The following is a 25370-nucleotide window of genomic DNA, read 5'->3' on the forward strand; positions in this document are numbered from 1 at the left end:
AACGAGGCTGGACCGGTGGACCGGTCCAGTCAAGTCATTCGACGCTTCTTCCACCCATCGGGTAGCTGTCCACCTGCTCCCAGAGGTGCGCCGGCGTCACCCCTTCCTCGCACACCAGGACACCGCCGTCGCCGTCGCTCGCGGTATGCAGGACGACCACGACGGCGGCGGGCACTCCGAGGCCCAGGCTCTCGGCCTCACCGGCGGACGCGAGACGCGCCGAGGTCGTGTCCGTTCCGTGAGCCGGGCGCCTGCCGGTCGTCCGCGCGACGTAGTGCGTGGTCCCCTCCGGGATCGGCCCCTTCTGGGCGAGCTTCGGGCAGGCGTCCGCCACCTCCTCCGGAAACCACGCCGTGACCAGCGACAGGGGCGAACCGTCATCGAGCAGCATCAGCCGGTCACGGCGCAGGGCGACGCTTCCGGCCGCGAGGCCCATCGCGTCGGCCACCCGGCTGGGCGGCTCCTCCTTCTCCGGCGCCCCCAGACGCCGGAACGGACTGCCACCGGACACCCGGGCGGAGCCGGCGGTCCGCCGTCCCGCCGGGCGGGCCACGGGAGTCTCGACGACCGTGAAGCCCGAGCCCTGGCGGGCCACGACAAGGCCGTCTCCCCGCAGGACGTCCATCGCCTTGATGACGGTGGCGCGCGACACCGACCACTGCTCGCACAGATCGCGCCCGGAGGGAAGAAGATCGCCGGGCCCGAACTCACCGTCCGAGATCCTGACGCGCAGGGAATCGGCGATCTGCTCGTACTTGAGTAGCGGCACAGCGGCCTCCTGGTGACTGGACAGGTCAACCGGTTACGTTAGTCGAGGGATTCACCCTCCGCGGCCTCGGCCTGGAACAGGACGGTCTCATGACGGCTTACCAAGTCCCCCCGAGAATCATCGAGTTCTACACCGCCACCTTCAACGAGGCCGACCGGCTCTCCGTTCCGGCCGACGGCGTCCTGGAAATGGTCCGGACCCAGGAGCTCCTGCGCCGCCATCTCCCGCCCGCTCCGGCGTCCGTGCTCGACGTCGGCGGTGGCCCCGGGACCCATGCCCGCTGGCTCCGCGAAGACGGCTACCGGGTGCACCTCGTGGATCCGGTGCGGCGGCACCTCACCGAGGCCGAGGACGCCGGGTGCAGCGTCGAGCTGGGGGACGCCCGGGACTTGAGCGCGCCGGACGACTCGTACGACGTGGTTCTGGTCCTCGGACCGCTCTACCACCTCGTCGAGGCCGCCGACCGCGGGACCGCTCTCGCGGAGGCCCGTCGCGTGGTCCGGCCCGGGGGCCTCGTCGCCGCAGCCGGTATCAACCGTTACGCCTCGCTCTTCGAGCACACCGCCCTCGCCCACCTCGACGGCGCCTCGCTCCAGCAGGGCATCGCCAAGATCCTGGCCACCGGCTCGCACGACGGGGAGAAGGGCTTCACCGAGGCGCACTTCCATACGGGTGCCGAGCTGGAGGCCGAGATGCGCGACGCCGGCTTCACCGGGACCCAGGTGTACGGCATCGAAGGCCCCACCTGGGCGTTGCTGAAGGCGACCGAGCGGCACACCCGGGAATCCCTCACCGGATCGCGCATGTTCGCCTCCGCGCTGGCGGCCGCCCGCATGGCCGAGCCGTACCCGGACCTGCTCGCCGCCAGTTCCCACCTGCTCGCCGTGGGGCGCAACTGACACCGGTTACGCTGGGCGGTCACCGGGTCGGGGCACATGCCTCGCCAACTCTCTTCGGGGGGACTCTTCCACCATGCTCCGGGCCCTGATCTACCTCCTGCCGCTGGCGCTGACGATCTACGCGTTCATCGACTGCCTGAACACCCCGGAGGACGAGGCCAAGCACCTGCCGAAGATCGCCTGGGTCTTCATCATCCTGCTGTTCTGGATCGTCGGCCCGATCGTGTGGCTGGCCGCGGGCAAGGTGCGCGAGATGCCCGCCGGGGGCCGTGCGCCCGGCGAGTGGCACGGCGGCCGGCGTACCCGGTGGGTGGCGCCGGACGACAATCCCGACTTCCTCAAGTCGCTGAAGGGCGAGGACCGGAAGGGCGAGAAGGACGAGTCCCTCCTCAAGGACTGGGAGGCGGACCTGCGCCGCCGGGAGGACGAGCTCAAGCGGCGTGACAGCGGGGCGGGTCCCGAGGAGTCGGCGCCGCCCGCTTCGTAACGTACGGCGGATCACGCGTACAGCAGCTGCCCCAGCCGGTTGAGCAGGGGCAGCAGTGCTGTGCGCTCCTCCGGGGTGAGCGCCTCCAGTGCGCCGCGCACGGCGCGCATCTCGGCGCGGATCGTGTGGGCGAGCCGGGTGCCCTCGGGGGTACGGCTCGCGACCTTGGAGCGGCGGTCGCCCGGGGCGGGGGCGCGGCTGACCAGTCCGCGGGTCTCCATGCGGCTGATGAGGCCGGTGGCGTTGGACGCGTCGCAGACCAGGTGGGCGGCGAGCGCGCTCATCGGCATGGGCGCGTTGAGCGCGATCAGCGCGCGGGCCTGCGAGGTGGACAGGCCGTGGCGGGCGGCGACGGCGGTGAGGTCGTCGTGGTGGCCCCGGACGACGACGGCCAGGGGCTCCAGCAGGTCATCGGGGGCCGGAGCGGCTCGATCGTCCGGAGCGGTCTCGGCGCGGGGCGTCGGTTCGGTGGTCATGGTCGGCCATTCTTCGATCGGCGTCTGCCGACTTTTATTTGACATGCTCAACTGTTGGCAGTTACATGGAATTAATTGCTTGAGCATATCAAGTTCTCGTCCTGAGCCGACACCGAGTTCCGCTCACCGCACCCCGTTCGTCGCAGGGAGTACCCCCCATGCCCTCCGTACTGTTCGTCCTCACCGGCGCCGACCACTGGACCCTCAACGACGGCACCACCCACCCCACCGGGTTCTGGGCCGAGGAGCTGGCCGCGCCGCACCGGGTCTTCACCGAGGCCGGTTACGCCGTCACGCTCGCCACCCCCGGCGGCGTCACCCCCACCGTCGACGCGGGCAGCCTGACGGCCGCCGCCAACGGCGGGCAGGAGCAGGCCGACGCCGTCGCCGCGTACCTCGACTCGATCGGCCCCGAGCTCCGCGCCCCGGCCCGGCTCCAGGACATCCACCCGGACCGCTACGACGCCGTCTTCTACCCCGGCGGCCACGGGCCCATGGAGGACCTGGCCGTCAGCGAGCCGTCCGGGCGGCTGCTGACCACCGCGCTCGACTCCGGCGCCCGGCTCGGCGTGCTCTGCCACGCGCCCGCCGCACTGCTCGCCGCCCGGCGCGAGGACGGCGACTGGCCGTTCGCCGGCTACCGCATGACCGGGTTCAGCAACGCGGAGGAGTCCATCGGCGGGCTCGCCGACAAGGCGCCCTGGCTGCTGGAGGACCGGCTCGTCGCACTCGGCGCCGACTACACCGCCGCCGCCCCCTTCGCCCCGCACACCGTCACCGACCGCACCCTGCACACCGGCCAGAACCCGGCCTCCTCCGAGCGGCTCGCCCGGGAGATCGTCGCCGCGCTCGCCCCCGTCGAGACCCCGGCCGAGACCGTCGACCGCCTCCGCACCACCTTCCGCACCGGCCGCACCAAGAGCCTCGACTGGCGCACGGACCAGCTCCGGCGGTTGCGCGCCCTGCTCACCGAACGCGGTGACGAGTTCGCCGACGCGCTCCACGCCGACCTCGGCAAGAGCCGCAAGGAAGCGTACCGCACCGAGATCGACTTCACGGTCCGCGAGATCGACCACACGCTGGAGCACCTGGCCGACTGGCTGCGGCCCGAGCCCGCCCCCGTGCCGGCCAGGCTGGGCGGGGCGGAGGCCCACACCGTGCAGGACCCGCTCGGTGTCGTCCTGGTCATCGCGCCCTGGAACTACCCGGTGCAGCTGCTGCTCGCCCCGGTCGTCGGCGCGCTGGCCGCCGGGAACGCCGTGGTGGCCAAGCCGAGCGAGCTGGCACCCGCGACCTCCGCCACCGTCGCCCGGCTGCTGCCGCGCTATCTGGACGAGGACGCGGTCGCCGTCGTCGAGGGAGCGATCCCCGAGACCACCGCGCTGCTCGCCGAGCGCTTCGACCACATCTTCTACACCGGCAACGGCGCGGTGGGCCGGATCGTGATGGCCGCCGCGGCGAAGCACCTCACCCCGGTGACGCTCGAACTGGGCGGCAAGTCGCCGGTCTTCGTCGACCGGGACACGGACCTGAAGGCGGTCGCGGGCCGGCTGGCGGCCGGCAAGTTCCTGAACGCGGGCCAGACCTGCGTCGCCCCCGACTACGTACTGACCGACCCGGAGACCGACCCCGCCCTCGCGGAGGCGCTCGCCGCCGCCGTCGAGGCGCTGTACGGGGCGGACGCCTCGGCGCACCCGGAGTACGGACGGATCGTGAACCGGCGTCACTTCGACCGGCTGACGGCCCTGCTCGGCTCGGGCCGCACGGTGACCGGCGGGACGTACGACAGGGACGACAAGTACCTCGCCCCCACCGTGCTGGCCGATGTGGCACCGGACGCGCCCGTGATGCGGGAGGAGATCTTCGGCCCGGTGCTGCCGATCGTCACGGTGGACGGCCTCGACGAGGCCATCGCGTTCATCAACGACCGGGACAAGCCGCTCGCGCTGTACGCGTTCACCGAGTCGGACACCGTACGCGAACGGCTGGTCGCCGAGACGTCGTCGGGGGCCGTCGGGATCGGGCTGCCGCTGGCCCATCTGACCGTCTCCGACCTGCCGTTCGGCGGGGTCGGCGAGAGCGGCATGGGCAGTTACCACGGCCGCTACTCGCTGGAGACGTTCAGCCACCGCAAGGCGGTCCTGGTCACCCCGATGCCCTGACGCGTCAGACGCGACGGCCCGCACCCCGAGCGGAAAGGGGTGCGGGCCGTCGCCGTGTGCCTGCCGGTCAGACGCCGGCGTAGGAGTGCTTGCCGGTGACGAAGATGTTGACGCCGTAGTAGTTGAAGATCCAGCAGCCGAAGGCGACCAGCGCCAGGTAGGCGGCCTTGCGGCCCTTCCAGCCGGCGGTGGCGCGGGCGTGCAGGTAGCAGGCGTACGCGACCCAGGTGATGAAGGACCAGACCTCCTTGGGGTCCCAGCCCCAGTAGCGGCCCCAGGCGTCGCCCGCCCAGATCGCGCCCGCGATGATCGTGAACGTCCACAGCGGGAAGACGGCCGCGTTGATCCGGTACGAGAACTTGTCGAGGCTCGACGCGGACGGCATCCGGGAGAGCACGGACTGGGCGAACGCACCCGGCTGCTGTCCGTTGGCGAGCTTGTTCTCGTAGCTGTCGCGGAAGAGGTAGATCAGGGTGCCGATGCCGCCGATGAAGAACACGGCGCCGCAGATGATGGCGGTGGAGACGTGGATCCACAGCCAGTACGAGTGCAGCGCGGGCACCAGCTGGTCACTGGAGGTGTAGAGCACCGTGGTCGCGAGGCCGAGGTCCAGCAGGACGGCGGTGATCAGGATCAGGCCCATCCAGCGGACGTTCTTCTTCAGCGCCATCAGGGTCAGGTACGCGCCGACCGCCACCACGGAGAAGGTGATGGAGAACTCGTACATGTTGCCCCAGGGGGCACGCTGCACGGACAGGGCGCGGGCGACGACCCCGCCGGCCTGGACGAGGAAGGCGAGCACGGTCATGGAGACCGCGATCCGCCCGTACAGGTCGCCCTTGAACGTGCCGCCGGCCGCGCCGGGCCCGTCCGGGACGTCGCGGGATCCGGCCGCGGAGCGGGTGACGATCTTCGGCCGGTCCAGTACGGCGGTGCCGCCGGCCTTCTGCGCGACCTCGACCTTCACCGTGGCGGCGGCTTCCTCGGTGGTCAGCGCGGCGGCGGTGCGGCCGACCTTGCTGCGGCTGCCGAACACCCACTCCGCGATGTGCGCGAAGAAGGCCAGCGTGTAGACGGCCATCGACGAATAGATCAGCACATTGCTGGTGTGTGCCAGATTCTCGTTGGTTGCGGCGGCGAGATTCACTTCTCAGCCCCTTCGGAAGGTTCTACGGAGGACGCGTCGACGACGTCGGGGTCCGGATCGGGATCGGGGTCGGTGTCAGGGCCGGGCGCGGTGGGCGCCACGGCGTTGAGCGTGACCGCGAGATCGGCCAGCTCCTCGGGAAGCTTCGCGGACTCGCTGCGGCCGAGCCCCGCCATCTCGACGACGGTGACACCGTCGCTGCCGCGTACGGCCCGGACCCAGACCCGGCGCCGCTGGATGAAGAGGGAGCCGGCGAGACCGGCGATGGCGCCGATCGCCCCGGTGAGCGCCCAGCCACTGGCGGGCTGCTCCGAGATCTGGAAGCTGGCCCACTCGTCGATGCCCTCGAAGGTGATCGAGCCGGCGCCGTCGGGCAGCTTCATCGTCTCGCCGACGAGCAGCCGCTGCTTGAGCTGCTTGCCCTTGGAGTCCTTGAACTCCTTCATCTTGGTCTTGTCCAGCTGGTACACGTTCTGCGCCAGCCCCGAGTCCGGCCCGAGGAAGCCGTGGAAGCCGTTGAGCGCGAGAACCGGCATGTCGGCGGCCGGGAACTGCGAGAACATCGTGCCCTTGCCGTTGCCCGCGAAGGTCGGCACGAAGAACGCCTGGAACCCCAGTTGGTCCTTCTTGCCGTTCTTGTCGCGGTAGCCGTCCAGGACCTTGATCGCACCGGTCGAGGTGACGTTGTTGTCGATGGGCAGGAGCGGGACCGCGTTGCGGTAGACCTCCTTGCCCTTGCCGTCCTTGACCGAGACGACGGGCGCGTAGCCGTGGGCGTTGAGATAGACCTTGGTGCCGTCGACGACGAGCGGTTCGTTGACCTTGATGACGGTCTTCTTCGACTTGCCGTAGGCGCCCTTGGAGTACGTCACATGGGCCTCGTAGGTGCGCGGCGTGCCGATCTGCGGGCCGCTGCGCTCGTACGTGCCGATGAACTTGTCGAGGGTGAAGCTGAAGGGGACCAGCGAGTCGTTGTCGAAGAGCGAGCCGGACTTGAAGTCGTCGTACTGGGTGATCGTGTTGGAGAACCCGTCGCCCTCGACGATCAGCTTGCCGCCCTCGGACTTGAAGAGCTGTCCCACGGCGAAGGACACCAGCATCACGATGAGCGCGATGTGGAACATCAGGTTCCCGGCCTCGCGCAGATAGCCCTTCTCGGCGGCGACCGCGTCTCCGTCGACGTGGGCCCGGTAGCGGCGCTTGCGCATCATGCCGAGCGCGGCCTCGCGGACCTGCTCGGGCTCGGCCTCGGTGCGCCAGGTGGTGTACGCCGGCAGCCTGGTCAGCCGCTTGGGGGCGCCCGGGGGGCGGCTGCGCAGCTGGCCGACGAAGGTGCCGGTGCGCGGCACGATGCAGCCGATGAGGGAGACGAACAGCAGGATGTAGATCGCGGAGAACCACACCGAGCTGTAGACGTCGAAGAACTGGAGCTTCTCGTAGATCGGCGTGACGGTGGTGTGCAGGCCCTTGAAGGTCTCCACCTTGAGCTCGTCGACGCTGTTCTGGGGGATCAGCGAGCCGGGAATGGCACCGAGCGAGAGCATGAAGAGCAGGATCAGGGCGACCCGCATGGAGGTGAGCTGGCGCCAGAACCAGCGGGCCCAGCCGATGATCCCCATGGCGGGAAGGTTCGCCAGGGCCTCCTCGCGCGGGGCGGTGGAGAGCTGGGAGCCCGCGGCGCCGAGTTCACGGGCGGTCTCCTGGTCCCGCTCGGCGCGTACCTCCCGCTCGTCGCGGTGCCCGCGCTCCTGGGAGGGGTTGGACTTGGTGTTGCTCATTGGAACTCAGATCCCCACCGTGAAGCCGTTGGACCAGCCCTGCAATTCCTGCATCATGCTGCCCCACACGCCGGTGAGCAGGAGCAGCCCGGTCACGATCATCATGCCGCCGCCGATGCGCATGACCCATGCGTAGTGGCGCTTGACCCAGCTGAAGGCGCCGAGTGCCTTGCGGAAGGCGACGGCCGCGAGCACGAAGGGGACACCGAGGCCGAGGCAGTAGGCGACGGTCAGTATCGCTCCGCGTCCGGCGGTGCCCTGGTCCATCGCGAGGAGGGTCACCGAGCTGAGTGTCGGGCCGAGGCAGGGCGTCCAGCCGATCCCGAAGAGGGCGCCGAGCAGCGGGGCGCCCACCAGGCCGGACACCGGCTTCTTGTGGATGCGGAACTCGCGCTGCGTCATCCAGGGCATCAGGCCCATGAAGAAGATCCCCATGAGGATCATCAGCACACCGAGGATCTTGGAGAGGACCCCGCTGTTCGCCTGGAGGTTCTGCCCGAAGTAACCGAAGAGCGCGCCGCCGGAGACGAACACGGCGGTGAAGCCGACCACGAAGAGCGAGGCGCCCGCGACCATGCGCCCGCGTCGGGCCTCGGCCAGATCGGCGCCGCTGACCCCGGTGACGTAACTGAGGTAGCCGGGCACGAGCGGCAGGACGCACGGTGAGAAGAAGGAGACGAGCCCGCCCAGCACGGCGATGGGCAGGGCGACCAGCAGAGCCCCGCTCATGACGGTCTCGTTGGTTTCCGCGAGGGTGATCATCCGATCACTTCTCCGCGATGAGCGGGTCGATCATCTCGTGCAGCTTGGTGTCGTCGAGCGCCGCCAGGGAGCGGGCGGCGATCTTCCCGTTCCGGTCGATGACGACGGTCGACGGAATGGTCTGGAGATTGAGCGTGCCCTTGGGGAAACGCAGCAGGAGCTTCCCGGTCGGGTCGAAGAAGCTCGGGTACGTGACCCCGTAGTCCTTCTCGAAGCTGACGGCGGGGCCGCGCCGCGGGTCGCGGGTGTTGATGCCGACGAACTGGACGCCCTGGTCCGCGGTGGCCTTGGCCACCTTGGTGAAGTACTTCGCCTCCAGACGGCAGGGGCCGCACCAGGAGCCCCAGGCGTTCAGGACGACGACCTTGCCCTTGTAGTCGGCCAGGTCCAGGTGTTCGCCGTCCAGGCTCTCGCCGTCGAGCTTCGGAGCGGTGGCACGGTCGCCCTTGGCCACGGTGGAGATGCCGCCGGTGCCCGTGACGAAGTTCGTGTCGCCGCCGCCGCCGGTCTCGTCGCCATTGCCGCACGCGCTCAGCGTCAGTGCGAGCGCGGCGGCCGCCGCGGGGGCGGCGAGCAGGGTGAAGCGGCGTCGGGATGCGCGGCCATGGCTCATGTGAAAAGTTTCGCATGGCGGTTTCGGGGATCTTGGGCACCCCCCTCGCTGCCCGTAAAGCCCGTTGTCAGGCCTGTTTAAAGAACGCGTTCCAGCCGCCCGCGGGTGCCTGTCCGACCTCCAGTGTGCGGAGCTTCTCGAGCACCGCCGGATCCTGGACATCGAGCCAGTCGACGAACTGCCGGAATGAGACGAGGCGCACATCCGGCTTCCCCGCGATGTGCTTGAGCGCGTCCTCGACCGCGTCCATGTAGATGCCGCCGTTCCACTCCTCGAAGTGGTTTCCGATGTAGAACGGGGCGCGGTTCGTCTCGTAGGCGCGCTTGAAACCGCTGATGTACGACTGGGTGGCCTGTTCGCGCCAGCCCGGATACCGGGACGGCATTCCCTTGGTCGAATTCTTCGACTGGTTGGCCAGGATGTTGTAGTCCATCGAGAGGACCTCGAAGCTGTGCCCGGGGAACGGCATGCCCTGGAGCGGCAGGTCCCAGACGTCCATGCGCTTGGAGGGCCACACCTGGGTGCCGCCGGGCGAGCTGGCGTCGTAGCGCCAGCCGAGCTTCTTCGCCGTGGGCAGCAGATTCTCCTGTCCGAGCAGACAGGGGGCGCGGCCGCCGATGAGTTCCTTGCGGTAGTCGAAGGGCAGCGGATCCTGGTCGGTCCAGCCGGTGTTGGTGCGCCATTCGGTGACGAAGGAGACCGCCTGGTCGATTTCGCTCTGCCACTGGGAGGAGGACCAGTTCTCGACGGATCCGGAACCGCCGCAGAAATGCCCGTTGAAGTGGGTGCCGATCTCGTGCCCGTCGTACCAGGCCTGGCGCACGTTCGTCAGCGTCGCCTTGAGGTGTTCGTCGGTGAGGTAACCGATGTCGGAGGCGCCGACGGGATTGTTGGGCGGGCGGTAGAGCGATTTCTTCGATTCGGGCAGCAGATAGAGCCCGGAGAGGAAGAAGGTCATCCCCGCGTTGTGTTCCTTGGCGAGTTCCAGGAAGCGCGGGAAGAGCCCGTTGCCGACCTCGCCGGCGCCGTCCCAGGAAAAGATCACGAACTGCGGCGGCTTCTGACCGGGTTCGAGCGGGACCGGTGCGGACGGCTGGTGCGGCTGCTTTCCGGTGTCGGCGGTGGAACCGTCCCCGATGGACCTGACGTCCTTCTTCGCGGGCCCGGTCCCCTTGGCGGTCCCGTCGGCACCCTTCTCCCCCTTGCCCGGACCCGCCCGGCCGGTGTCGGAGGAGTCGGAGGAACTGCAGCCCGCCACCCCGATGGCGGCCGCGGCCCCAAGTCCGGCTCCGAGCAAACCCCTTCGGCTGATGTCACGCATGCGGTTCCCATCTGCGGTCGTTTTATCTTAAGTCCATACAAACTGCCAGAGGCTTAGATGGGCGAAGCAACACGAGGGTTCCCCGAAATAGCACACAATTCTTTGCGTAACCAGCCCCCAGGCTTAACCGAACGCAAGTCCTATACCGTCGCGGTCCGCAAACGGGCATGCCGAAATCCCGGACGGTCGGATTCCGCCCGGTCGGCCCCACCGGATCAAGCCGGCCGGGCAACCCTGGGGATCCCAGGGCCCCCGGCCCGGGGGACGGCTACGCGCCGAACCCCTTCGACGCGCCCTTCACCGGCTTCGCCCCCGCGAGCAGGTGCGCCGGCACCAGGTCCCGGGCCGGCTCCGAGTACCCGACCGACACGATCTTGTCGCCCTGATAGGTGAAGCTGGTCAGCGAGGCGAGCGTGCACTGCCGCTTGCGCGGGTCGTGCCACAGCCGCCGCCGCTCCACGAAACTCCGGACGATCCAGATCGGCAGCTGATGGCTGACGCACACCGCCTCGTGCCCGCGGGCCGCGTCGCGCGCCGCATCCAGGGCGCCCATCATCCGTACGACCTGCTCGATGTACGGCTCACCCCACGACGGCCGGAACGGGTTCGTCAGGTGCTTCCAGTTGTCCGGCTTGCGCAGCGCGCCGTCACCGACGCCGAAGGTCTTGCCCTCGAAGACGTTGGCCGCCTCGATGAGCCGCCCGTCGGTGGCGAGGTCCAGTCCGTGCGTCTTGGCGATCGGCGTCGCCGTCTCCTGGGCGCGCTCCAGCGGGGAGGCGACGACATGCGTGATGTCGCGCTTCTCCAGGTGCTCGGCGACCCGGTCGGCCATCTGCCGGCCGAGCTCGGAGAGGTGGTAGCCGGGGCGGCGCCCGTAGAGGACTCCGTCCGGGTTGTGCACCTCTCCGTGGCGCATCAGGTGGACGACGGTGATGTCCTCGCGTCCCGTGCCGCTGTTCTCGCTGCTGCTGTTCTCGCTCATGCGGTGGCCTCCGATGCGGCGCGGGCTGCGGCGGGCAGCGCGGCGGCGATGCGCTCGACGGCCCGGGTGTCATGGGTGGTGGAGACGAACCACGACTCGAACGCCGACGGCGGCAGGTAGACGCCCTGCGCCAGCATCGAGTGGAAGAACGCGGTGAAGCGGAAGGCTTCCTGCCGCTTGGCGTCCTCGTAGTCACGGACCGGCCGGTCCGTGAAGAAGACGGAGAACATGTTGCTCGCCGCCTGCACGGTGTGCGCGACGCCCTCCTTGGCCAGGGCCCCGCTCACCAGCCCCCGGATCTCCGCGGACACCGCGTCGACCTTCGCGTACGCGGCGTCGTCCAGCAGACGGAGCTGGGCGAGACCGGCGGCGGTCGCGACCGGGTTCCCGGAGAGGGTGCCTGCCTGGTAGACCGGGCCGGCCGGGGCCAGGTGCGCCATCACGTCGGCGCGCCCGCCGAAGGCCGCGGCGGGGAAGCCGCCGCCCATCACCTTGCCGAAGGTCATCAGGTCGGGCCGTACCCCGTCGATGCCGAACCAGCCGGCCTTCGACGTGCGGAACCCGGTCATGACCTCGTCGGAGATGTACAGCGCGCCGTCGGCGGCGCAGATCTCCTTGAGCCCGGCGTTGAAACCGTCCAGCGGCGGCACGACACCCATGTTGCCCGGAGACGCCTCGGTGATCACACAGGCGATCTCGCCGGGGTGCGCGGCGAACGCGGCCCGCACGGCCTCCAGGTCGTTGTACGGCACCACGATCGTGTCGCCGGCCTGGGCGCCGGTCACCCCGGGCGTGTCCGGCAGCCCGAAGGTCGCCACCCCGGACCCGGCGGCGGCGAGCAGCGCGTCGACGTGACCGTGGTAGCACCCGGCGAACTTCACGATCTTCGCCCGGCCGGTGAAACCGCGGGCGAGGCGGATCGCGGACATGGTCGCCTCGGTGCCGGACGACACGAGCCGTACCTGCTCCACCGGCTCGACCCGGGCGACGATCTCCTCGGCGAGCGCGACCTCGCCCTCCCCGGGCGTACCGAACGAGGTGCCGCGGGCGACAGCCTCCTGAACTGCGGCGATGACCTCGGGGTGGGAATGGCCGAGAATCATCGGCCCCCACGAGCACACGAGGTCGACGTACTCACGCCCGTCGGCATCGGTGAGGTACGGACCGGTACCGGACACCATGAAGCGGGGCGTACCGCCCACGGCCCGGAAGGCACGTACGGGAGAGTTCACGCCGCCGGGCGTCACGAGGGACGCGCGGTCGAAAAGCGTCTGCGAAACTGGGGCGTCATAGGGAAAGCTCACACATGCCATGGTGTCAGAGCCACGGACGGTCTTGCGGACGGGTGTTTCACCGCACGCCCGTGGGGGAGGTCACTGACACGATGATCGGGTTGCGCGGCGGGGGCTGTGTCTCCTAGTTAGTAGTCGGGTGGATGAGATATGCATCGCGGTGGCGGAGTGGGCGAAGGGACCGACGACCTGGGGCCCGAGCCTGCCCGGCGGGGTCGGCACCGGCGCGAGGCTGAGCGCAGGCAGGGTATACAGGCCGGTAGTGCGCAGGTGGGCGGCGGAGCCGGAAGCAGGAGTAGTGGCCGGGTGGGGGTGACCTACAAGTATTTCGGGGCTCCCGACGGGGCCACTGCCGCACGCGTGCCCATTTCCATGCGCCCGGAGGAGCTCGGCGGTGACGAGCTGGGCATGGGCGGCATGTTCAGCAAGATCAAGCCGGAGACGGTGGCCGCGATGGTCCTCACCGGCATACAGGGCATACCCCTGCACAAGGTCCCGCCGCTGGAGCTGGTCGTCCTGCACCCCGACTACGCGGTGGTCAGGCTCCCGATGACGGTCGTGGACCCGCTGCGCGGCGTCGGCGAGGAGTCGGTGGGTGCCGCTGCCTTCATCTGGTCCACCGTCCCGGACCGCGGCGGCCCGCGCGACGCGTACAACGTTTACCAACTGCTCCACGAGTGGCAGGACTTCTCCCACCGGCTGCACGACGCGGGACATCAGGCGTACTGCCTGGTGTGGCCCTGACCCGGCCTTTCGTCGACGAAGGGCAGGGCTTCCGGGCCTCGCCCCGTCGGCGCCCGGAGGGGGCGCCCGGGTCAGCGGGCGGTCACACGGCGGCGCCCGCGTCCTCGCGGGGACCCGCCGGTCCGGCCTCGGGAGCCCGGCCGCCGGGCAGCGCTGCGGGGCGGGTGTCCGGCTCACCGGTGGTGCCACCGGCCGCCGCGCGGCGACGGGCCGCGTAGGCGGTCGCGACGAGGGTGAGGGCGACGGTCCCGGAGAGCGCGGGCCAGTACACGTAGCGGTAGTTGGACTCGGGCGCCGTGGGCAGGTAGGCGAGGATGTACAGGAGTGAGCTGGCCCCGATGAGCCGGAGTTCGCGGGCGTAGGGGCCGGGCCACCGGCGGCGCAGCACCAGGACCAGCGAGACGGCCAGCCAGAACCAGCCCTGGAACAGCATCGGCAGGTCGCGGGCGAAGCCGGTCACGTAGTTCTGCAGGGCGGACCTGAGGGTGTCGTTCAGCGGCTCCTCGCGCACCTCGGGGTGGAGCCGGGCACCGGCGTTGACCTGGGTGCCGTTCCAGAAGACCTGGTTGCTCTGGAAGAGCAGCTTGGTGAAGACCCGGCCCCGGTACTCGGCGTAGCCCTTCCAGTGCCGCGGCATCTGGCGCGTCCACATCCGGACGACGACGTCGGCGTGCCGGTCCAGATACGTCACGTCGAACGGCCGGTCCCGGGGGAAGCACTGGAGGTACGCGTCGGAGGTGATGTGCCGCTGTTGGCAGGTGGTGGCGGTGGTGACCAGGCGGTCGCGCAGGTCCGTGCTCGCGCCGGCCTGTTCGGCGGCGGCGCGCATCTGGGCCGGGGTGAGCACATGGGCGAGGTCGTCCACCGGGATCACCGCGTACACCCGGGTGGCCAGCGGGGCCGTGGCCGCTGAGACACCGGCGCTGCCGGCGATCACGGCCGCGGCGAAGACACCGGTGGCGGCCAGCCAGCGGCGCCGGCCCGGGGCGGGCCAGGCGGCGAGGACCAGCAGGGCGAAGACGGGGATCGCGGCGGGGATGCCGTTCTTCCGCACGAGGGCGGCGTACACGAGGAACAGCGTGCCCAGCACGAGCAGGGCCCAGCGGGTCCCGGTCCGGTCCCGCGGCAGGTCGCGCACGGTGAGCGCGATGGCGAGGACCGCGAGGAGCGCGTACGCGAGGTGCACGTCCTTCCACACCACTCCCGTGAGGTTCATGATGTGCGGCGCGAAGCCGACGGCCGGCACCGCGAGGGAGAGTCCGCGGCTGCCGGTCTTCCGCCACACCAGCCGGGCCAGGACCCACAGCGTCCCCCAGAGCACGGCGGCCTGGAGGGCGGCCATGGCCGAGAAGTCCCCCGTGATCCCGATGAGCAGCCGCCATGCCAGTGCCATCACCGGTGGATGCCAGTCGTTCACCGGCTCGTCCCCCAGCGCCTGCCACAGCTGGGTGTTGCTGTCCGCGCTGAGATACCCGGGGTGGAAGACGGTGGCCACGGCGTATCCGCAGGCCGCCGCGACGGCCGCCAGGCACCACGGCCACAGCGTGCCGTCCCTCCAGGATCTGCGCAGCACGGCGGTCCACCGGTTGACGGTTCCGGACATGTGGGCGGGTCCTCCCAGCCGATGGGGGTGAGGGATCGCGTCGTCGCTCAACTGTGCTTAGAGGGCTCACAGTTCGCAGTTCGCAGGCAGCGCGACAGGAATCTATGCGTATCGGACTCCAAAGGACAAACCGGAACTATTATTGGCCTACGCGCCGCAGTGACCGTGCGGAACCCGCGGCCCGGCCCGTTCACCGACGAACGCCCGCCTGCATGACGGGCGTTCGTCGGCCAGCCCTATCCGGCCATTCATTGGCCGAAGAGTGATCTTCAGTTGACCTGGAGAACCTGCCGATGCAGGAGGCACCGAGACTGAGGGAGGCCTGCCATGGGCGACACTCTGCTGGCCCTGTCCATTCCCGTGCTGGTCTTCGCCGGCGGCATCCACGCCGCAGGTGCGAGCTGGTGGCGGCGTCGGCACCCGGCGCCGCCGTCCCCGTACACCCATCAGGCGGCCCGGCTCGCCGAGCGCGCGATGCTGGTGGATGCCGAGAGGATCGTGGACAGCGCGTACGAGACCGTCGGCGCGCTCTACGACGGACCGAGTGCGCCGGGCGCACGTTTTCCGGCCACGGGCGTCACCCCTGGGGCGGCTGCCAGTCAGGGTCGCGGCCGGTCAGTGCCAGCACCCGCACGAAGGGGCTAGCCCCCTCCGGTACGGGGAACGGCTCGCCGAACATCTTCGCCTCCCGGGCCTTCGGCGCCATCGCCGCCATGGCCGGGGCGAGCTCGTCCAGCACGTCCGCGTCCGGCACGAACTCCTGACCGGTCGCACGGGCCAGGTCCCACACGTGGACGGTCAGGTCGCCGAGCACCATGTGGGCGACGGTCCGGGCCGGGAACCCCATGGAACCCGCGGTCCCGTCCTCCGCGCCGGGCCGGGCCCACGCCTCGACCAGCGCGGCCGTCTGCTCGCCGAAGCGCTCGCGCCAGTCCCCGGTGACCACGTCCGGGGCCGCACCGAACTCCACGTCCTGCCGGGACGCCAGGGCCGTGAAGTTGACGACCACCTGGGAGAGGTGGCTGACCAGGGCGCGGACGTCGTACTCCGCGCAGGGTGTGGGACCGCTCAGCCGGCTGTCGTCGATCCCACGGATCACGGGCAGCGCGCCACCGGCCGCCGCATCCAGCAATTCACTGATCTTCTTCATGCTTCGACCATGCACGCGGCAGCGGCAGGAGTCTTGAAGAAACACGACGCGACCGGCGGACACGGGATCGGCCGCGGCAATAGGATCGGCCGTCATGACTGGCCACCGAGGTCTCCGGCGTGACACCCGCGGCATCGTCGACGCTCCCGAACTGTTCACGCACGTACGGTTCCGGCGGCGCGAACCCGCCCCCGCGCTGCGTCCGTACCTGGAGCACTACTGGCTGATCGACTGGGACCTGCCCGAGCCGTACTCCTCCCAGCTGGTCCCCCACCCCAGCGTCAACCTGGTCTTCGAGCGGTACGCGGGCTGCGGCGACGACGAGGCCGGGTTCGCCGAGGTCTCGGGCATCGGCCTGGAGCTGTTCACCCAGAAGCTGGAGGGCCGGGGACGGGTCTGCGGGGTGCAGTTCCGGCCCGGCGGCTTCCACCCGTTCGCACCGGGCCGGCCGGTGGCGGAGTGGACGGGGCGCCGGGTCCCGGCCGCCGAGGTGTTCACGCCGCCCGCCGCGCCGGCCGCCGTCCTGGACCCCGGCCCGGAGGACGAGCGGATCGCCGCGCTCGACGCGTACCTGCTGGCGCTCGGCCCCGAACCGGATCCGCTGGCCGACCGGGCGATGGCCCTGGCCGAGCTGATCCGCACCGACCGCACGGTCCGCCGCGTCAGCGGACTCGCCCGCGCCGAGGGGGTGTCGGTGCGCTCGCTCCAGCGGCTGTTCGCGACGTACGTCGGCGTGGGGCCGAAGTGGGTGATCCTGCGCTACCGCATCCACGAGGCGCTGGAACGCGCCGAATCGGAGCCGGACACCGACTGGGCGGCGCTCGCCGCGGATCTCGGCTACAGCGACCAGGCGCACCTGGTCAGGGACTTCACGGCGACGGTCGGCGTGCCGCCGACCGCGCTGGCCGCCCACGGGCCCCGCTGACTGTCAGTGCCCCGTCCTACAGTTCTGGCATGGAGCGCACCACAGCATCACCCGTACGGATCGAGCCCTGGTCGCAGAGCGATCTGGAGCTGCTCCGCCGTGCCAACGCACCGGAGCTGATGGACCATCTGGGCGGCCCCGAGTCGGAGGAGCAGCTCCTGGGGCGCCACGGCCGCTACGTGGCGCTGAGCGCGGACCGGACGGGCCGGGGCAGGATGTTCCGCATCGCGCTGACCGGCGAGGACGAGGCCGTGGGCACCATCGGGTTCTGGGAGCGCACCTGGCGGGGCCAGGAGGTGTACGAGACGGGGTGGGCCGTTCTCGCGGGCTTCCAGGGGCGGGGCATCGCGTCGGCCGCGACCCGGGCCGTGGCCGAGCAGGCGCGCGCCGAGCAGCGGCACCGCTTTCTGCACGCCTACCCGTCCGTGGCCAACGGCGCGTCGAACGGGGTGTGCCGCAAGGCGGGCTTCACCCTGCTCGGCGAGTGCGAGGTCGAGTACCCGCCGGGCCATCCGCTGCTGACGAACGACTGGCGGCTGGACCTCCACCCGGATCGCTGACCGGCGACCCGGCCGCGCCGCCGCCTTCCGCGCCCGAGCCCGCCCGGCCCACACCGTCACCCCCGTCCCCGCCCCGCCCGAAACCCGTGGCCCGCGTACCCGGCCCAATGGCATCCTGACCAGGTGAACGGACCGGAGATCCACCTCGAAGTCGCCCCCGAACTGCGGCTCTTCGTCGCGCACGAACGCCGCAACGGGCGGACGGCCGTGACCACCGACGGCGCGTCCACCCTCGGCCATGTCGTCGAATCGCTCGGGGTGCCCCTCACCGAGGCCGGGCAGCTCCTCGTCGGCGGCCGCCCGGTCCCGGTGTCGCACATTCCCGCCGCGGGCGACGTGGTCGACGTGCACGCGGTGCGGCGCCCGCAGCGGGTGCCGGGCGCGCCCCTGCGCTTCCTCCTCGACGTCCACCTCGGCACCCTCGCGCGGCGGCTGCGGCTGCTCGGCGTCGACGCCGCCTACGAGTACGAGGACATCGGCGACCCCGCACTGGCCACACGCTCGGCGAAGGAGCGGCGCGTCCTGCTCTCCCGGGACCGGGGCCTGCTCCGCCGGCGGGAGATCTGGGCGGGGGCGTACGTCTACAGCGACCGGCCCGAGGAGCAACTGCGCGACGTACTGGAGCGGTTCGCGCCCGCGCTCGCCCCGTGGAGCCGGTGCACCGCCTGCAACGGACGGCTGACGGCGGCCGACAAGGACACCGTGGGCGCACGCCTAGAGGACGGCACCCAGCGCTCGTACGACGTCTTCGCGCAGTGCACGGAGTGCGACCGGGTGTACTGGCGCGGCGCCCATCACGCCCGGCTGGAGGCGATCGTCACCGAAGCGGTCCGCGAGTTCGGCGACTCCCCCGCCGGGCCACCGGACCCGTCCGCCGGCTGAGCGCGACACGGCACCCGGTCCCGTCCTCACCCCGGCCCGCTGTCGCCCTCCCGCAGCCCCGCGATCTGCGCCGCGCTCAGCTCGACCGTCCGCCGCATACGGGCGATGAGCAGCGCGACCTCAGCGTCGTCGTAGGCCTCGGACATGGCCGACCAGCCGGCGTTCAGCTGCTCCCGGAGCGCCCCGAACTCCGCCATCCGCGCGGGCACCGTCGCGACGAGCACCCGCCGCCGGTCCACCGTGTCCCGGGCGCGCGTGACGTAACCGGCCCGCTCCAGCCGGTCGACCAGCCGGGTCGCGGACCCCGTGGTGAGCCCGGTCAGTTCCGCGATCCGCCCCGTGGTGACGGGAGCCGCCTCCAGGCCGAGCAGGTTGAGGTACTGGAGATCGGTGGGGTGGAGCCGCAGCCGGTCGGCGACGGCCTGGTTGAACAGGGCGTACGCGGCCATGTAGCGGCGCGACACGACCGAGAGCTCGGCGAGCATCGCGGTGCGGCGGGGGCCGGCGGGCTGCTGCGGCACGCGGAGAGTGCACGAAGCGCAGATCCGGTCGTCCCCGCGAGACCGCGGGGCCCGCTGTTCCGGCTGACCGGCCGGGCGCCGGGCGCGCCTCCAGGGCACCTCGCCGCGCATGACACGCTGATCACATGTCCGTGGTCCGCTCCATCGCCCTGTTCGTCGTCGCCGCGCTCTTCGAGATCGGCGGCGCCTGGCTGGTCTGGCAAGGTGTCCGGGAACACCGCGGCTGGGCCTGGATCGGTGCGGGGGTCGTCGCGCTGGCCACGTACGGCTTCGTCGCCACGCTCCAGCCGGACGGCGAGTTCGGGCGGGTGCTCGCCGCGTACGGCGGGGTCTTCGTCGCGGGGTCGATCGTCTGGGGCATGGTCGCCGACGGCTACCGGCCCGACCGCTGGGACGTGACGGGCGCCCTGGTCTGCCTGGCCGGCATGGCCGTGATCATGTACGCCCCGCGCAACCACTGACCGCGCCTGCCTATCCTGGCCCCGTATCGATCAGCTGTCCGAGGAGCCCGCCATGGCCGCATCCCCCATCGCCGTCATCACCGGAGCGAGCAGCGGCATCGGTGCCGCGACCGCCCGGCAACTGGCGGCCGCCGGTTACCGCGTCGTGGTCACCGCACGCCGCAAGGACCGCATCGAGGCGCTCGCCGCCGAGATCACCGCGGCGGGCCACGAGGCCACGGCGTACGCCCTGGACGTCACCGACCGCGCCGCGGTCGACGAGTTCGCCACCGCGTTCCGCGGCCTCGCCGTGCTGGTCAACAACGCGGGCGGCGCGCTCGGGGCGGACCCGGTCGCCACCGGCGACCCGGCCGACTGGCGCCAGATGTACGAGACCAACGTCATCGGCACCCTCAACGTCACCCAGGCCCTGCTCCCCGCCCTCACCGCGAGCGGCGACGGCACGGTGGTCATCCTCTCCTCGACCGCGGGCTTCTCCGCCTACGAGGGCGGCGGCGGCTACGTGGCCGCCAAGCACGGCGAGCACGTCCTGGCCGAGACCCTCCGCCTGGAGATCGTCGGCACCCCGGTCCGCGTCATCGAGGTCGCCCCCGGCATGGTCAAGACGGAGGAGTTCGCCACCACCCGCTTCCGCGGGGACACCGAGAAGGCGGCCAAGGTCTACGCCGGCGTCGACGCCCCCCTCAGCGCCGAGGACGTGGCCGACACGATCACCTGGGCCGTCACCCGCCCCAGCCACGTCAACATCGACCTCCTGGTGGTCCGCCCGCGCGCCCAGGCCTCCAACTCCAAGGTCCACCGCACCGCCTGACGGGACGGGCCGGGGTGAGTCCACCCCCGTGGGTCTCACCCCGGCCCCGCTCTCGCTCCCCCAGGGCCCGCGCTCTCCCCCGCCCCGGCGCGCTCAGCCCTTCACGCAGATGACCTGCTTCAGCTTCGCGACGACCTCCACCAGGTCCCGCTGCTGATCGATGACCTTCTCGATCGGCTTGTACGCGCCCGGGATCTCGTCCACGACGCCGGAGTCCTTGCGGCACTCCACACCCCGCGTCTGCTCCTCCAGGTCCTTCGTGGAGAAGCGCCGCCTGGCGGCGTTCCGGCTCATCTTCCGGCCCGCGCCGTGCGAGGCCGAGTTGAAGGACTTCTCGTTGCCGAGGCCCTTCACGATGTACGAGCCGGTGCCCATCGAGCCCGGGATGATCCCGAAGTCACCGGAGCCCGCCCGGATGGCACCCTTACGGGTGACCAGCAGATCCATGCCGTCGTACCGCTCCTCCGCCACGTAGTTGTGGTGGCAGGAGATGACCGGTTCGAAGGCCACCTCGGCCTTCTTGAACTCCTTGCGGACCACGTCCTGGAAGAGCGCCATCATGATCGCGCGATTGTGCTTCGCGTACTCCTGCGCCCAGAACAGGTCGTTGCGGTAGGCCGCCATCTGCGGGGTGTCCGAGACGAAGACCGCGAGATCGCGGTCGATCAGGTCCTGGTTGTGCGGCAGCTTCTGGGCCTCTCCGATGTGGAAGGCGGCCAGTTCGTTGCCGACGTTCCGGGAGCCGGAGTGCAGCATCAGCCAGACCGAACCCGACTCATCGAGGCAGAACTCGACGAAGTGGTTGCCCGCTCCGAGCGTTCCCATCTGCTTCGTGGCCCGCTCCTGACGGAACTTGACCGCATCGGCCACCCCGTCGAACCGCTTCCAGAAGTCGTCCCAGTCGGTCGCCGCGAGCCCGTGCAGCCGGCCCGGGTCCACCGGCTCGTCGTGCATCCCGCGGCCCACCGGAATGGCCTGCTCGATCTTCGACCGGAGCCTGGTCAGGTCCCCGGGCAGATCGTTGGCGGTCAGCGAGGTCTTCACCGCGGACATGCCGCAGCCGATGTCGACGCCCACCGCCGCAGGGCAGACCGCACCGTGCATCGCGATGACCGAGCCGACCGTGGCGCCCTTGCCGAAGTGGACGTCCGGCATGACGGCCAGGCCCTTGATCCAGGGCAGTGTCGCGACGTTGTGCAACTGCCGCATCGCGACGTCCTCGACCTTGGCCGGGTCGGTCCACATGCGGATGGGGACCTTCGCGCCCGGCACCTCTACGTACGACATAGTTCCTCGATTCCCCCGAAAAGCCTGAAAGCGCAAAACCGGTGCCAAGGTCGGCAAAAGTATCGGCCGACGGGCATTCACAGCGGCGCGTGCGATACACATTGTGTCCACCGGCCGCCGACGAGCGGCAACCGTTTTTCGCACGAAGGGAGCCCAGGACCGTGCGACGAATGGCGTACGCAACCGGCGCCGTGCTCATCGCAGCGCTCGCCGCCGGCTGCAGCAGCGGCACCGGAACCGGTGATTCCGACACCGACAGCAAGCCCGGGGCCCCGACCACTTCGGCCGCGCCCCCGGGCAAGTACCGCACCCTCCCCGAGGCCTGCCGCTCCATCGCGCCCGCCACGCTGAAGGACCTGCTGCCCGGCTCCGCCGAGCTGCCGGAGGCCCAGCAGGAGAAGGTGTTCGACGGCTCGCCCGCCGTCACGTACGACACCGAACGGCGGGCCGGCTGCCGCTGGAAGACCGAGGCACCCGACGGCGCCCGCAGCCTCTTCGTCGACTTCGAGCGGGTCGTCTCGTACGACCCGGCCGTGAGCGACGACGACCGCGCCCGCGCGGTGTACGCGAAGAAGGAGGCCGCCGCCGACCTGCCCTCGTCCTCCGTCCCGTCCGGCAGCGCGGGGAACGGCACACCGGACGCTTCGTCCGGGACCGCGAGCGGCGAGCCGGGCAGGAGCGCGGACCCGGACTCGAAGACCGGCGGGGACGCCGGCACCACCACGGACGGCAGCCTCCAGCCCCGCGTCCTCGATTCGCTCGGCGACAGCGCGTTTCTGGACGATTCGCTCACCCGGGCGGGTTCCACCGCGAAGCACCGCACGGTGAGCGTGGTATTCCGCACATCGAACGTCATCGTGACCATCCAGTACACCGCGCAGCCGGCCCTCTCCACCGAGGTGCCCGACAGCAAGGAACTGCAGGAGAAGGCCCAGGCACTGGGCCGGAAACTGGTCGACAGGTTCAGCGAGTAACCCCGTCCCCGGCCGGTCCGGCCCGGCCGCCGGCCACTTCGCGAACCGTCCGGCCGAGGCGGCATCCGGCTGCCGTCCGTCGTACCGTGGCCCTCCGGAACCACCGCCCGCCGACCGCCCGCACCACGCCGGCGCCCCCGCCCACCGACCGTCCGGCCGCCAGAGCGCCGCGCCACCCGAGTGAAGGAACCATGCACCGATCAGCCCCGCGACTCACCCGCATACTCGCCTGCGCCGCCGTTCCGGTGATGCTCGTCGTCGCCGGCTGCTCGTCGGACTCCGACGGCGACAAGGACAAGGCCTCCTCCTCGTCCCCCGCGCCGGACGCGACGAAGTCGGAACCCGCGGTCGCCGCGGCGAAGTTCGCCGAGCTGCCCGACCCGTGCAAGTCGATCACCGAGAAGACGGTCACGTCCCTGGTCCCCGCGGCCAATCACAAGAAGGGCACCCAGGGCAAGTCCAGCGACACCGCCGCCCGCGGCAGCTGCTCCTGGAACGGTCTGGACGACAACGGCGTCAAGGGCTCCCAGTACCGCTGGCTCGACGTCGGCTTCACCCGCTTCGCCTCGGACCAGGCCCTGGGCAGCGGCGCCGACCGCGCCGGGAACGACCTCACGAAGCAGCTCGCCAAGGTCAAGGCCGTCGAGGGCGCGAAGAAGGTCGTCACGACTCCCGTCAGCGCGATCGGCGACCAGGCGACGCTGATCACGTACGACCTCGACAAGACGGGCGAGAACTTCAAGTACGCGACGATCGTCGCCCGTACGGGGAACGTCGTCGTCACCCTCACCTACAACGGCGCGGGTTACGCGGGATCGAAGACCCCGTCGGCCGAGAAGATCACCACGGGCGCCGAGATGGCCGCCAAGAACGCGGTCGCCGCGGTCGCCACCGCCAACGAGAGCCCGGAGGCGAGCACCTCGCCCAAGGCGTCCACCAAGCCCGCGTCCAAGACGACCGACAAGGCGACGGACAAGGCGAGCGACAAGGCCGCGAGCTAGCCGGACAGCGCCAACGCCCCAGCACAGAAGCGGATTCACGAAGCCCGGTCCTCCCGCGGGAACCGGGCTTCGCCCCTCCCCGCGCAACGCCTCTCGCACGCATGTGCCAGGCTGTGCCCGCCAGAACTGGAAATCGTCCCTTCGGACCGGACGTCGGAGACGAAGAAACGGGAAGGGGATCGCGGGTGGCCGCGATGCAGCTCACACGCACGCACCGCATACTCATCGGGCTCGTGGTCGCCGGTGCGGTGCTCATCGCAGCGATCGGCTTCGCGGGCTCGTACTCGGCCGTGCGCGAACTCGCCATGGAGAAGGGCTTCGGGAACTTCTCGCTGGTCTTCCCGATCGGCATCGACGCCGGCATCTGCGTCCTGCTCTCGCTGGACCTGCTGCTGACCTGGCTGCGCATCCCGTTCCCGCTGCTGCGCCAGACGGCGTGGATGCTGACCGCCGCGACGATCGCCTTCAACGGCGCGGCCGCCTGGCCGGACCCGCTCGGCGTCGGCATGCACGCGGTGATCCCGGTGCTGTTCGTGGTCTCCGTCGAGGCCGCCCGGCACGCCGTGGGCCGGATCGCCGACATCACGGCCGACAAGCACATGGAGGGTGTCCGCCTCACCCGCTGGCTGCTCTCCCCCATCCCGACGTTCCGGCTGTGGCGGCGGATGAAGCTGTGGGAGCTGCGGTCGTACGAGCAGGTCATCAAGCTCGAACAGGACCGGCTGATCTACCAGGCCCGTCTCCAGGCCCGCTTCGGGCGCGCCTGGCGCCGCAAGGCCCCCGTCGAGGCCCTGATGCCGCTCCGCCTCGCGAAGTACGGCATCCCGCTGGCCGAGACCGGCCCGGCCGGACTCGCCGCCGCGGGCATCGAACCGGCCCTGCTGCCCCCGGCCCCCGTCGCCCCCGCCGCCGCGGAAGCGGTCGCCGCCGTCGAGAAGGCCCCGTTCCAGCAGCCCGAACTCGTCGGCGCCCCGCGGCAGGAGCAGTACGCCGAGCCGGACCGGCAGCCGCAGAACGAGCAGCAGAACCCGCAGCGGAACGAGCAGCGGAACGAGCAGCGGAACCACCAACAGAACCAGCAGCATCAGCGGCAGAACCCGCAGCAGCCCCAGCAGCCCCAGCAGCAGAGCGCCTTCCAGCCGCACTCCCGGGCCCAGCCGCAGAACCAGGCCCCCGCCCCCGACCCCGCCTCGTACGAGAGCCCGTGGTTCGCGGCACAGGCGCCGGACGGCGCGTACGAGGGTTCGTACAACCCGACGTACGTGGACACCCAGGAACCCGGCCCGGTCATGATCCCGACCGGCCCCCGCCGCACCCGCCCGCTGGGCAACGTGGGCACGATCGGCGCCATGCCGGCCCCGCGCGGCGAGCAGCAGGTGCCGGTCCCCGAGGCGCACGAGGCGCACGAGGTCCCCGCGTCCGACGAGGTCCCCGAGGAGCCGAAGCCCGTCGCGGAGGCAGCCGAGGAGTGGGCCGAGGAGTGGGCGCAGGAGGACGCGGAGTTCAGCGAGATCGCCTACGAGGTCTTCGCCGCGTTCGTGACCCAGCACAGCACGTACCCCAGCATCGAGGTCCTCGACATACACCTGTCGGACGGCCACAACGTGCGGCACCCGCGCAGCGCGGCCCTGCTCCGCCAGCTGATCCAGGGCTTCAAGAACCGCTACCACGCCGAACTCGAAGCGGACCACATCGCGTAGGCCGCACCGGGCACGCGGGCACACCGACCGCAGCGACGCCGAAGGGCCGCCACCCCGGGAACG

The 25370-nt window shown here is 70.8% G+C and carries 25 protein-coding genes and 1 pseudogene; 13 read left to right on the forward strand and 13 right to left on the reverse strand.

The genetic code is table 11. The features are described 5' to 3' along the window. Positions 1-34: 34 nt before the first annotated feature. Positions 35-769 carry a GntR family transcriptional regulator gene (locus tag ACIQM0_RS32745; protein WP_401293745.1) on the reverse strand — a complete coding sequence of 245 codons (735 nt, stop codon included), beginning with the start codon at positions 767-769 and terminating at the stop codon, positions 35-37. Positions 770-858: 89 nt separating this feature from the next. Between ACIQM0_RS32745 and ACIQM0_RS32750 the strand changes: the two genes are divergently transcribed. Continuing rightward, on the forward strand, positions 859-1668 hold the full coding sequence (locus ACIQM0_RS32750; protein ID WP_401293748.1) for a class I SAM-dependent methyltransferase: 810 nt from the start codon (positions 859-861) through the stop codon (positions 1666-1668). Between the two features lie 73 nt (positions 1669-1741). After that, positions 1742-2155: a PLD nuclease N-terminal domain-containing protein gene (locus tag ACIQM0_RS32755; RefSeq protein WP_401293750.1), complete on the forward strand. Its 414-nt coding sequence runs from the start codon at positions 1742-1744 to the stop codon at positions 2153-2155. Positions 2156-2166: 11 nt separating this feature from the next. Here ACIQM0_RS32755 and ACIQM0_RS32760 read toward each other — a convergent pair whose 3' ends face one another. Next, on the reverse strand, positions 2167-2631 hold the full coding sequence (locus tag ACIQM0_RS32760) for a MarR family winged helix-turn-helix transcriptional regulator (protein ID WP_401293753.1): 465 nt from the start codon (positions 2629-2631) through the stop codon (positions 2167-2169). A 158-nt stretch (positions 2632-2789) separates the two neighbouring features. Here ACIQM0_RS32760 and ACIQM0_RS32765 point away from each other — a divergent pair. Both ACIQM0_RS32765 and ACIQM0_RS32770 read left to right on the forward strand, forming a co-directional pair. After that, positions 2790-3482 (forward strand): annotated as a pseudogene (locus ACIQM0_RS32765) (type 1 glutamine amidotransferase domain-containing protein); the annotation flags it as partial. Further along, positions 3468-4793 carry an aldehyde dehydrogenase family protein gene (locus ACIQM0_RS32770; protein ID WP_401293873.1) on the forward strand — a complete coding sequence of 442 codons (1326 nt, stop codon included), beginning with the start codon at positions 3468-3470 and terminating at the stop codon, positions 4791-4793. The pseudogene ACIQM0_RS32765 and the gene ACIQM0_RS32770, both read left to right, overlap by 15 nt. A 67-nt stretch (positions 4794-4860) precedes the next feature. On the opposite strand, the gene ccsB is transcribed toward ACIQM0_RS32770, so the two are convergent. The 7 genes from ccsB to hemL all read right to left on the reverse strand — a co-directional run bounded on the left by ccsB (position 4861) and on the right by hemL (position 12709). After that, complete coding sequence (ccsB, locus tag ACIQM0_RS32775; protein WP_401293756.1) at positions 4861-5940, reverse strand: c-type cytochrome biogenesis protein CcsB; 1080 nt, start codon at positions 5938-5940, stop codon at positions 4861-4863. After that, a complete protein-coding gene (locus ACIQM0_RS32780) occupies positions 5937-7718 on the reverse strand; it encodes a cytochrome c biogenesis protein ResB (RefSeq protein WP_401293759.1) in 1782 nt (593 codons plus the stop codon). Before ACIQM0_RS32780 ends, ccsB begins: the two co-directional genes overlap by 4 nt. Positions 7719-7724: 6 nt before the next feature. Continuing rightward, positions 7725-8480: a cytochrome c biogenesis CcdA family protein gene (locus ACIQM0_RS32785; RefSeq protein ID WP_385033356.1), complete on the reverse strand. Its 756-nt coding sequence runs from the start codon at positions 8478-8480 to the stop codon at positions 7725-7727. Positions 8481-8484: 4 nt separating this feature from the next. After that, positions 8485-9093 (reverse strand): TlpA family protein disulfide reductase, encoded by a 609-nt coding sequence (locus tag ACIQM0_RS32790; RefSeq protein WP_401293763.1) that lies wholly within the window; start codon positions 9091-9093, stop codon positions 8485-8487. 67 nt (positions 9094-9160) lie between these two features. Further along, complete coding sequence (locus tag ACIQM0_RS32795) at positions 9161-10414, reverse strand: hypothetical protein (protein WP_401293765.1); 1254 nt, start codon at positions 10412-10414, stop codon at positions 9161-9163. A 268-nt stretch (positions 10415-10682) separates the two neighbouring features. Beyond that, complete coding sequence (locus ACIQM0_RS32800) at positions 10683-11396, reverse strand: histidine phosphatase family protein (RefSeq protein ID WP_401293767.1); 714 nt, start codon at positions 11394-11396, stop codon at positions 10683-10685. After that, on the reverse strand, positions 11393-12709 hold the full coding sequence (gene hemL / locus ACIQM0_RS32805; RefSeq protein WP_401293769.1) for a glutamate-1-semialdehyde 2,1-aminomutase: 1317 nt from the start codon (positions 12707-12709) through the stop codon (positions 11393-11395). The genes ACIQM0_RS32800 and hemL overlap by 4 nt, the downstream gene beginning before the upstream one ends. A gap of 129 nt (positions 12710-12838) precedes the next feature. Between hemL and ACIQM0_RS32810 the strand changes: the two genes are divergently transcribed. Beyond that, positions 12839-13432, forward strand: coding sequence for a hypothetical protein (locus ACIQM0_RS32810; protein WP_401293772.1), 594 nt, complete (start codon positions 12839-12841; stop codon positions 13430-13432). A gap of 82 nt (positions 13433-13514) precedes the next feature. Here ACIQM0_RS32810 and ACIQM0_RS32815 read toward each other — a convergent pair whose 3' ends face one another. Both ACIQM0_RS32815 and ACIQM0_RS32820 read right to left on the reverse strand, forming a co-directional pair. Further along, positions 13515-15035, reverse strand: a complete 1521-nt coding sequence (locus ACIQM0_RS32815) for a hypothetical protein (RefSeq protein WP_401293775.1) — start codon at positions 15033-15035, stop codon at positions 13515-13517. 577 nt (positions 15036-15612) lie between these two features. Continuing rightward, positions 15613-16185, reverse strand: a complete 573-nt coding sequence (locus tag ACIQM0_RS32820; RefSeq protein ID WP_401293777.1) for a TIGR03086 family metal-binding protein — start codon at positions 16183-16185, stop codon at positions 15613-15615. Between the two features lie 94 nt (positions 16186-16279). Between ACIQM0_RS32820 and ACIQM0_RS32825 the strand changes: the two genes are divergently transcribed. The 3 genes from ACIQM0_RS32825 to ACIQM0_RS32835 all read left to right on the forward strand — a co-directional run bounded on the left by ACIQM0_RS32825 (position 16280) and on the right by ACIQM0_RS32835 (position 18552). Continuing rightward, positions 16280-17110, forward strand: coding sequence for a DUF6597 domain-containing transcriptional factor (locus ACIQM0_RS32825; RefSeq protein WP_401293780.1), 831 nt, complete (start codon positions 16280-16282; stop codon positions 17108-17110). Positions 17111-17139: 29 nt separating this feature from the next. Continuing rightward, on the forward strand, positions 17140-17670 hold the full coding sequence (locus ACIQM0_RS32830) for a GNAT family N-acetyltransferase (protein WP_401293783.1): 531 nt from the start codon (positions 17140-17142) through the stop codon (positions 17668-17670). Between the two features lie 123 nt (positions 17671-17793). Further along, a complete protein-coding gene (locus ACIQM0_RS32835; protein ID WP_401293785.1) occupies positions 17794-18552 on the forward strand; it encodes a Mut7-C RNAse domain-containing protein in 759 nt (252 codons plus the stop codon). Between the two features lie 26 nt (positions 18553-18578). Here the strand turns inward: ACIQM0_RS32835 and ACIQM0_RS32840 are convergent, their stop codons facing one another. Next, the gene (locus tag ACIQM0_RS32840; RefSeq protein WP_401293876.1) at positions 18579-19037 is read right to left on the reverse strand and encodes a MarR family winged helix-turn-helix transcriptional regulator; all 459 of its coding nucleotides are present in this window, start codon (positions 19035-19037) and stop codon (positions 18579-18581) included. Between the two features lie 161 nt (positions 19038-19198). Here ACIQM0_RS32840 and ACIQM0_RS32845 point away from each other — a divergent pair, with 161 nt between their 5' ends. Both ACIQM0_RS32845 and ACIQM0_RS32850 read left to right on the forward strand, forming a co-directional pair. Continuing rightward, the gene (locus ACIQM0_RS32845) at positions 19199-19534 is read left to right on the forward strand and encodes a YnfA family protein (RefSeq protein WP_124284276.1); all 336 of its coding nucleotides are present in this window, start codon (positions 19199-19201) and stop codon (positions 19532-19534) included. A gap of 52 nt (positions 19535-19586) precedes the next feature. Then, the gene (locus ACIQM0_RS32850; protein ID WP_363027364.1) at positions 19587-20345 is read left to right on the forward strand and encodes an SDR family NAD(P)-dependent oxidoreductase; all 759 of its coding nucleotides are present in this window, start codon (positions 19587-19589) and stop codon (positions 20343-20345) included. A 93-nt stretch (positions 20346-20438) separates the two neighbouring features. Here ACIQM0_RS32850 and ACIQM0_RS32855 read toward each other — a convergent pair whose 3' ends face one another. Then, positions 20439-21632 (reverse strand): RtcB family protein, encoded by a 1194-nt coding sequence (locus ACIQM0_RS32855; protein WP_401293788.1) that lies wholly within the window; start codon positions 21630-21632, stop codon positions 20439-20441. Positions 21633-21802: 170 nt separating this feature from the next. On the opposite strand from ACIQM0_RS32855, the gene ACIQM0_RS32860 reads away from it, so the two are divergent. The 3 genes from ACIQM0_RS32860 to ACIQM0_RS32870 all read left to right on the forward strand — a co-directional run bounded on the left by ACIQM0_RS32860 (position 21803) and on the right by ACIQM0_RS32870 (position 25307). Further along, on the forward strand, positions 21803-22606 hold the full coding sequence (locus tag ACIQM0_RS32860) for a DUF3558 domain-containing protein (RefSeq protein ID WP_401293790.1): 804 nt from the start codon (positions 21803-21805) through the stop codon (positions 22604-22606). Between the two features lie 191 nt (positions 22607-22797). Next, entirely contained in the window at positions 22798-23607 is an 810-nt protein-coding gene (locus ACIQM0_RS32865; protein WP_401293793.1) for a DUF3558 family protein, read from the forward strand. Between the two features lie 194 nt (positions 23608-23801). After that, a complete protein-coding gene (locus ACIQM0_RS32870; protein ID WP_401293795.1) occupies positions 23802-25307 on the forward strand; it encodes a DUF2637 domain-containing protein in 1506 nt (501 codons plus the stop codon). Positions 25308-25370 lie beyond the last annotated feature (63 nt).

Source organism: Streptomyces sp. NPDC091387, from assembly GCF_044756945.1.
GTDB lineage: Bacteria > Actinomycetota > Actinomycetes > Streptomycetales > Streptomycetaceae > Streptomyces.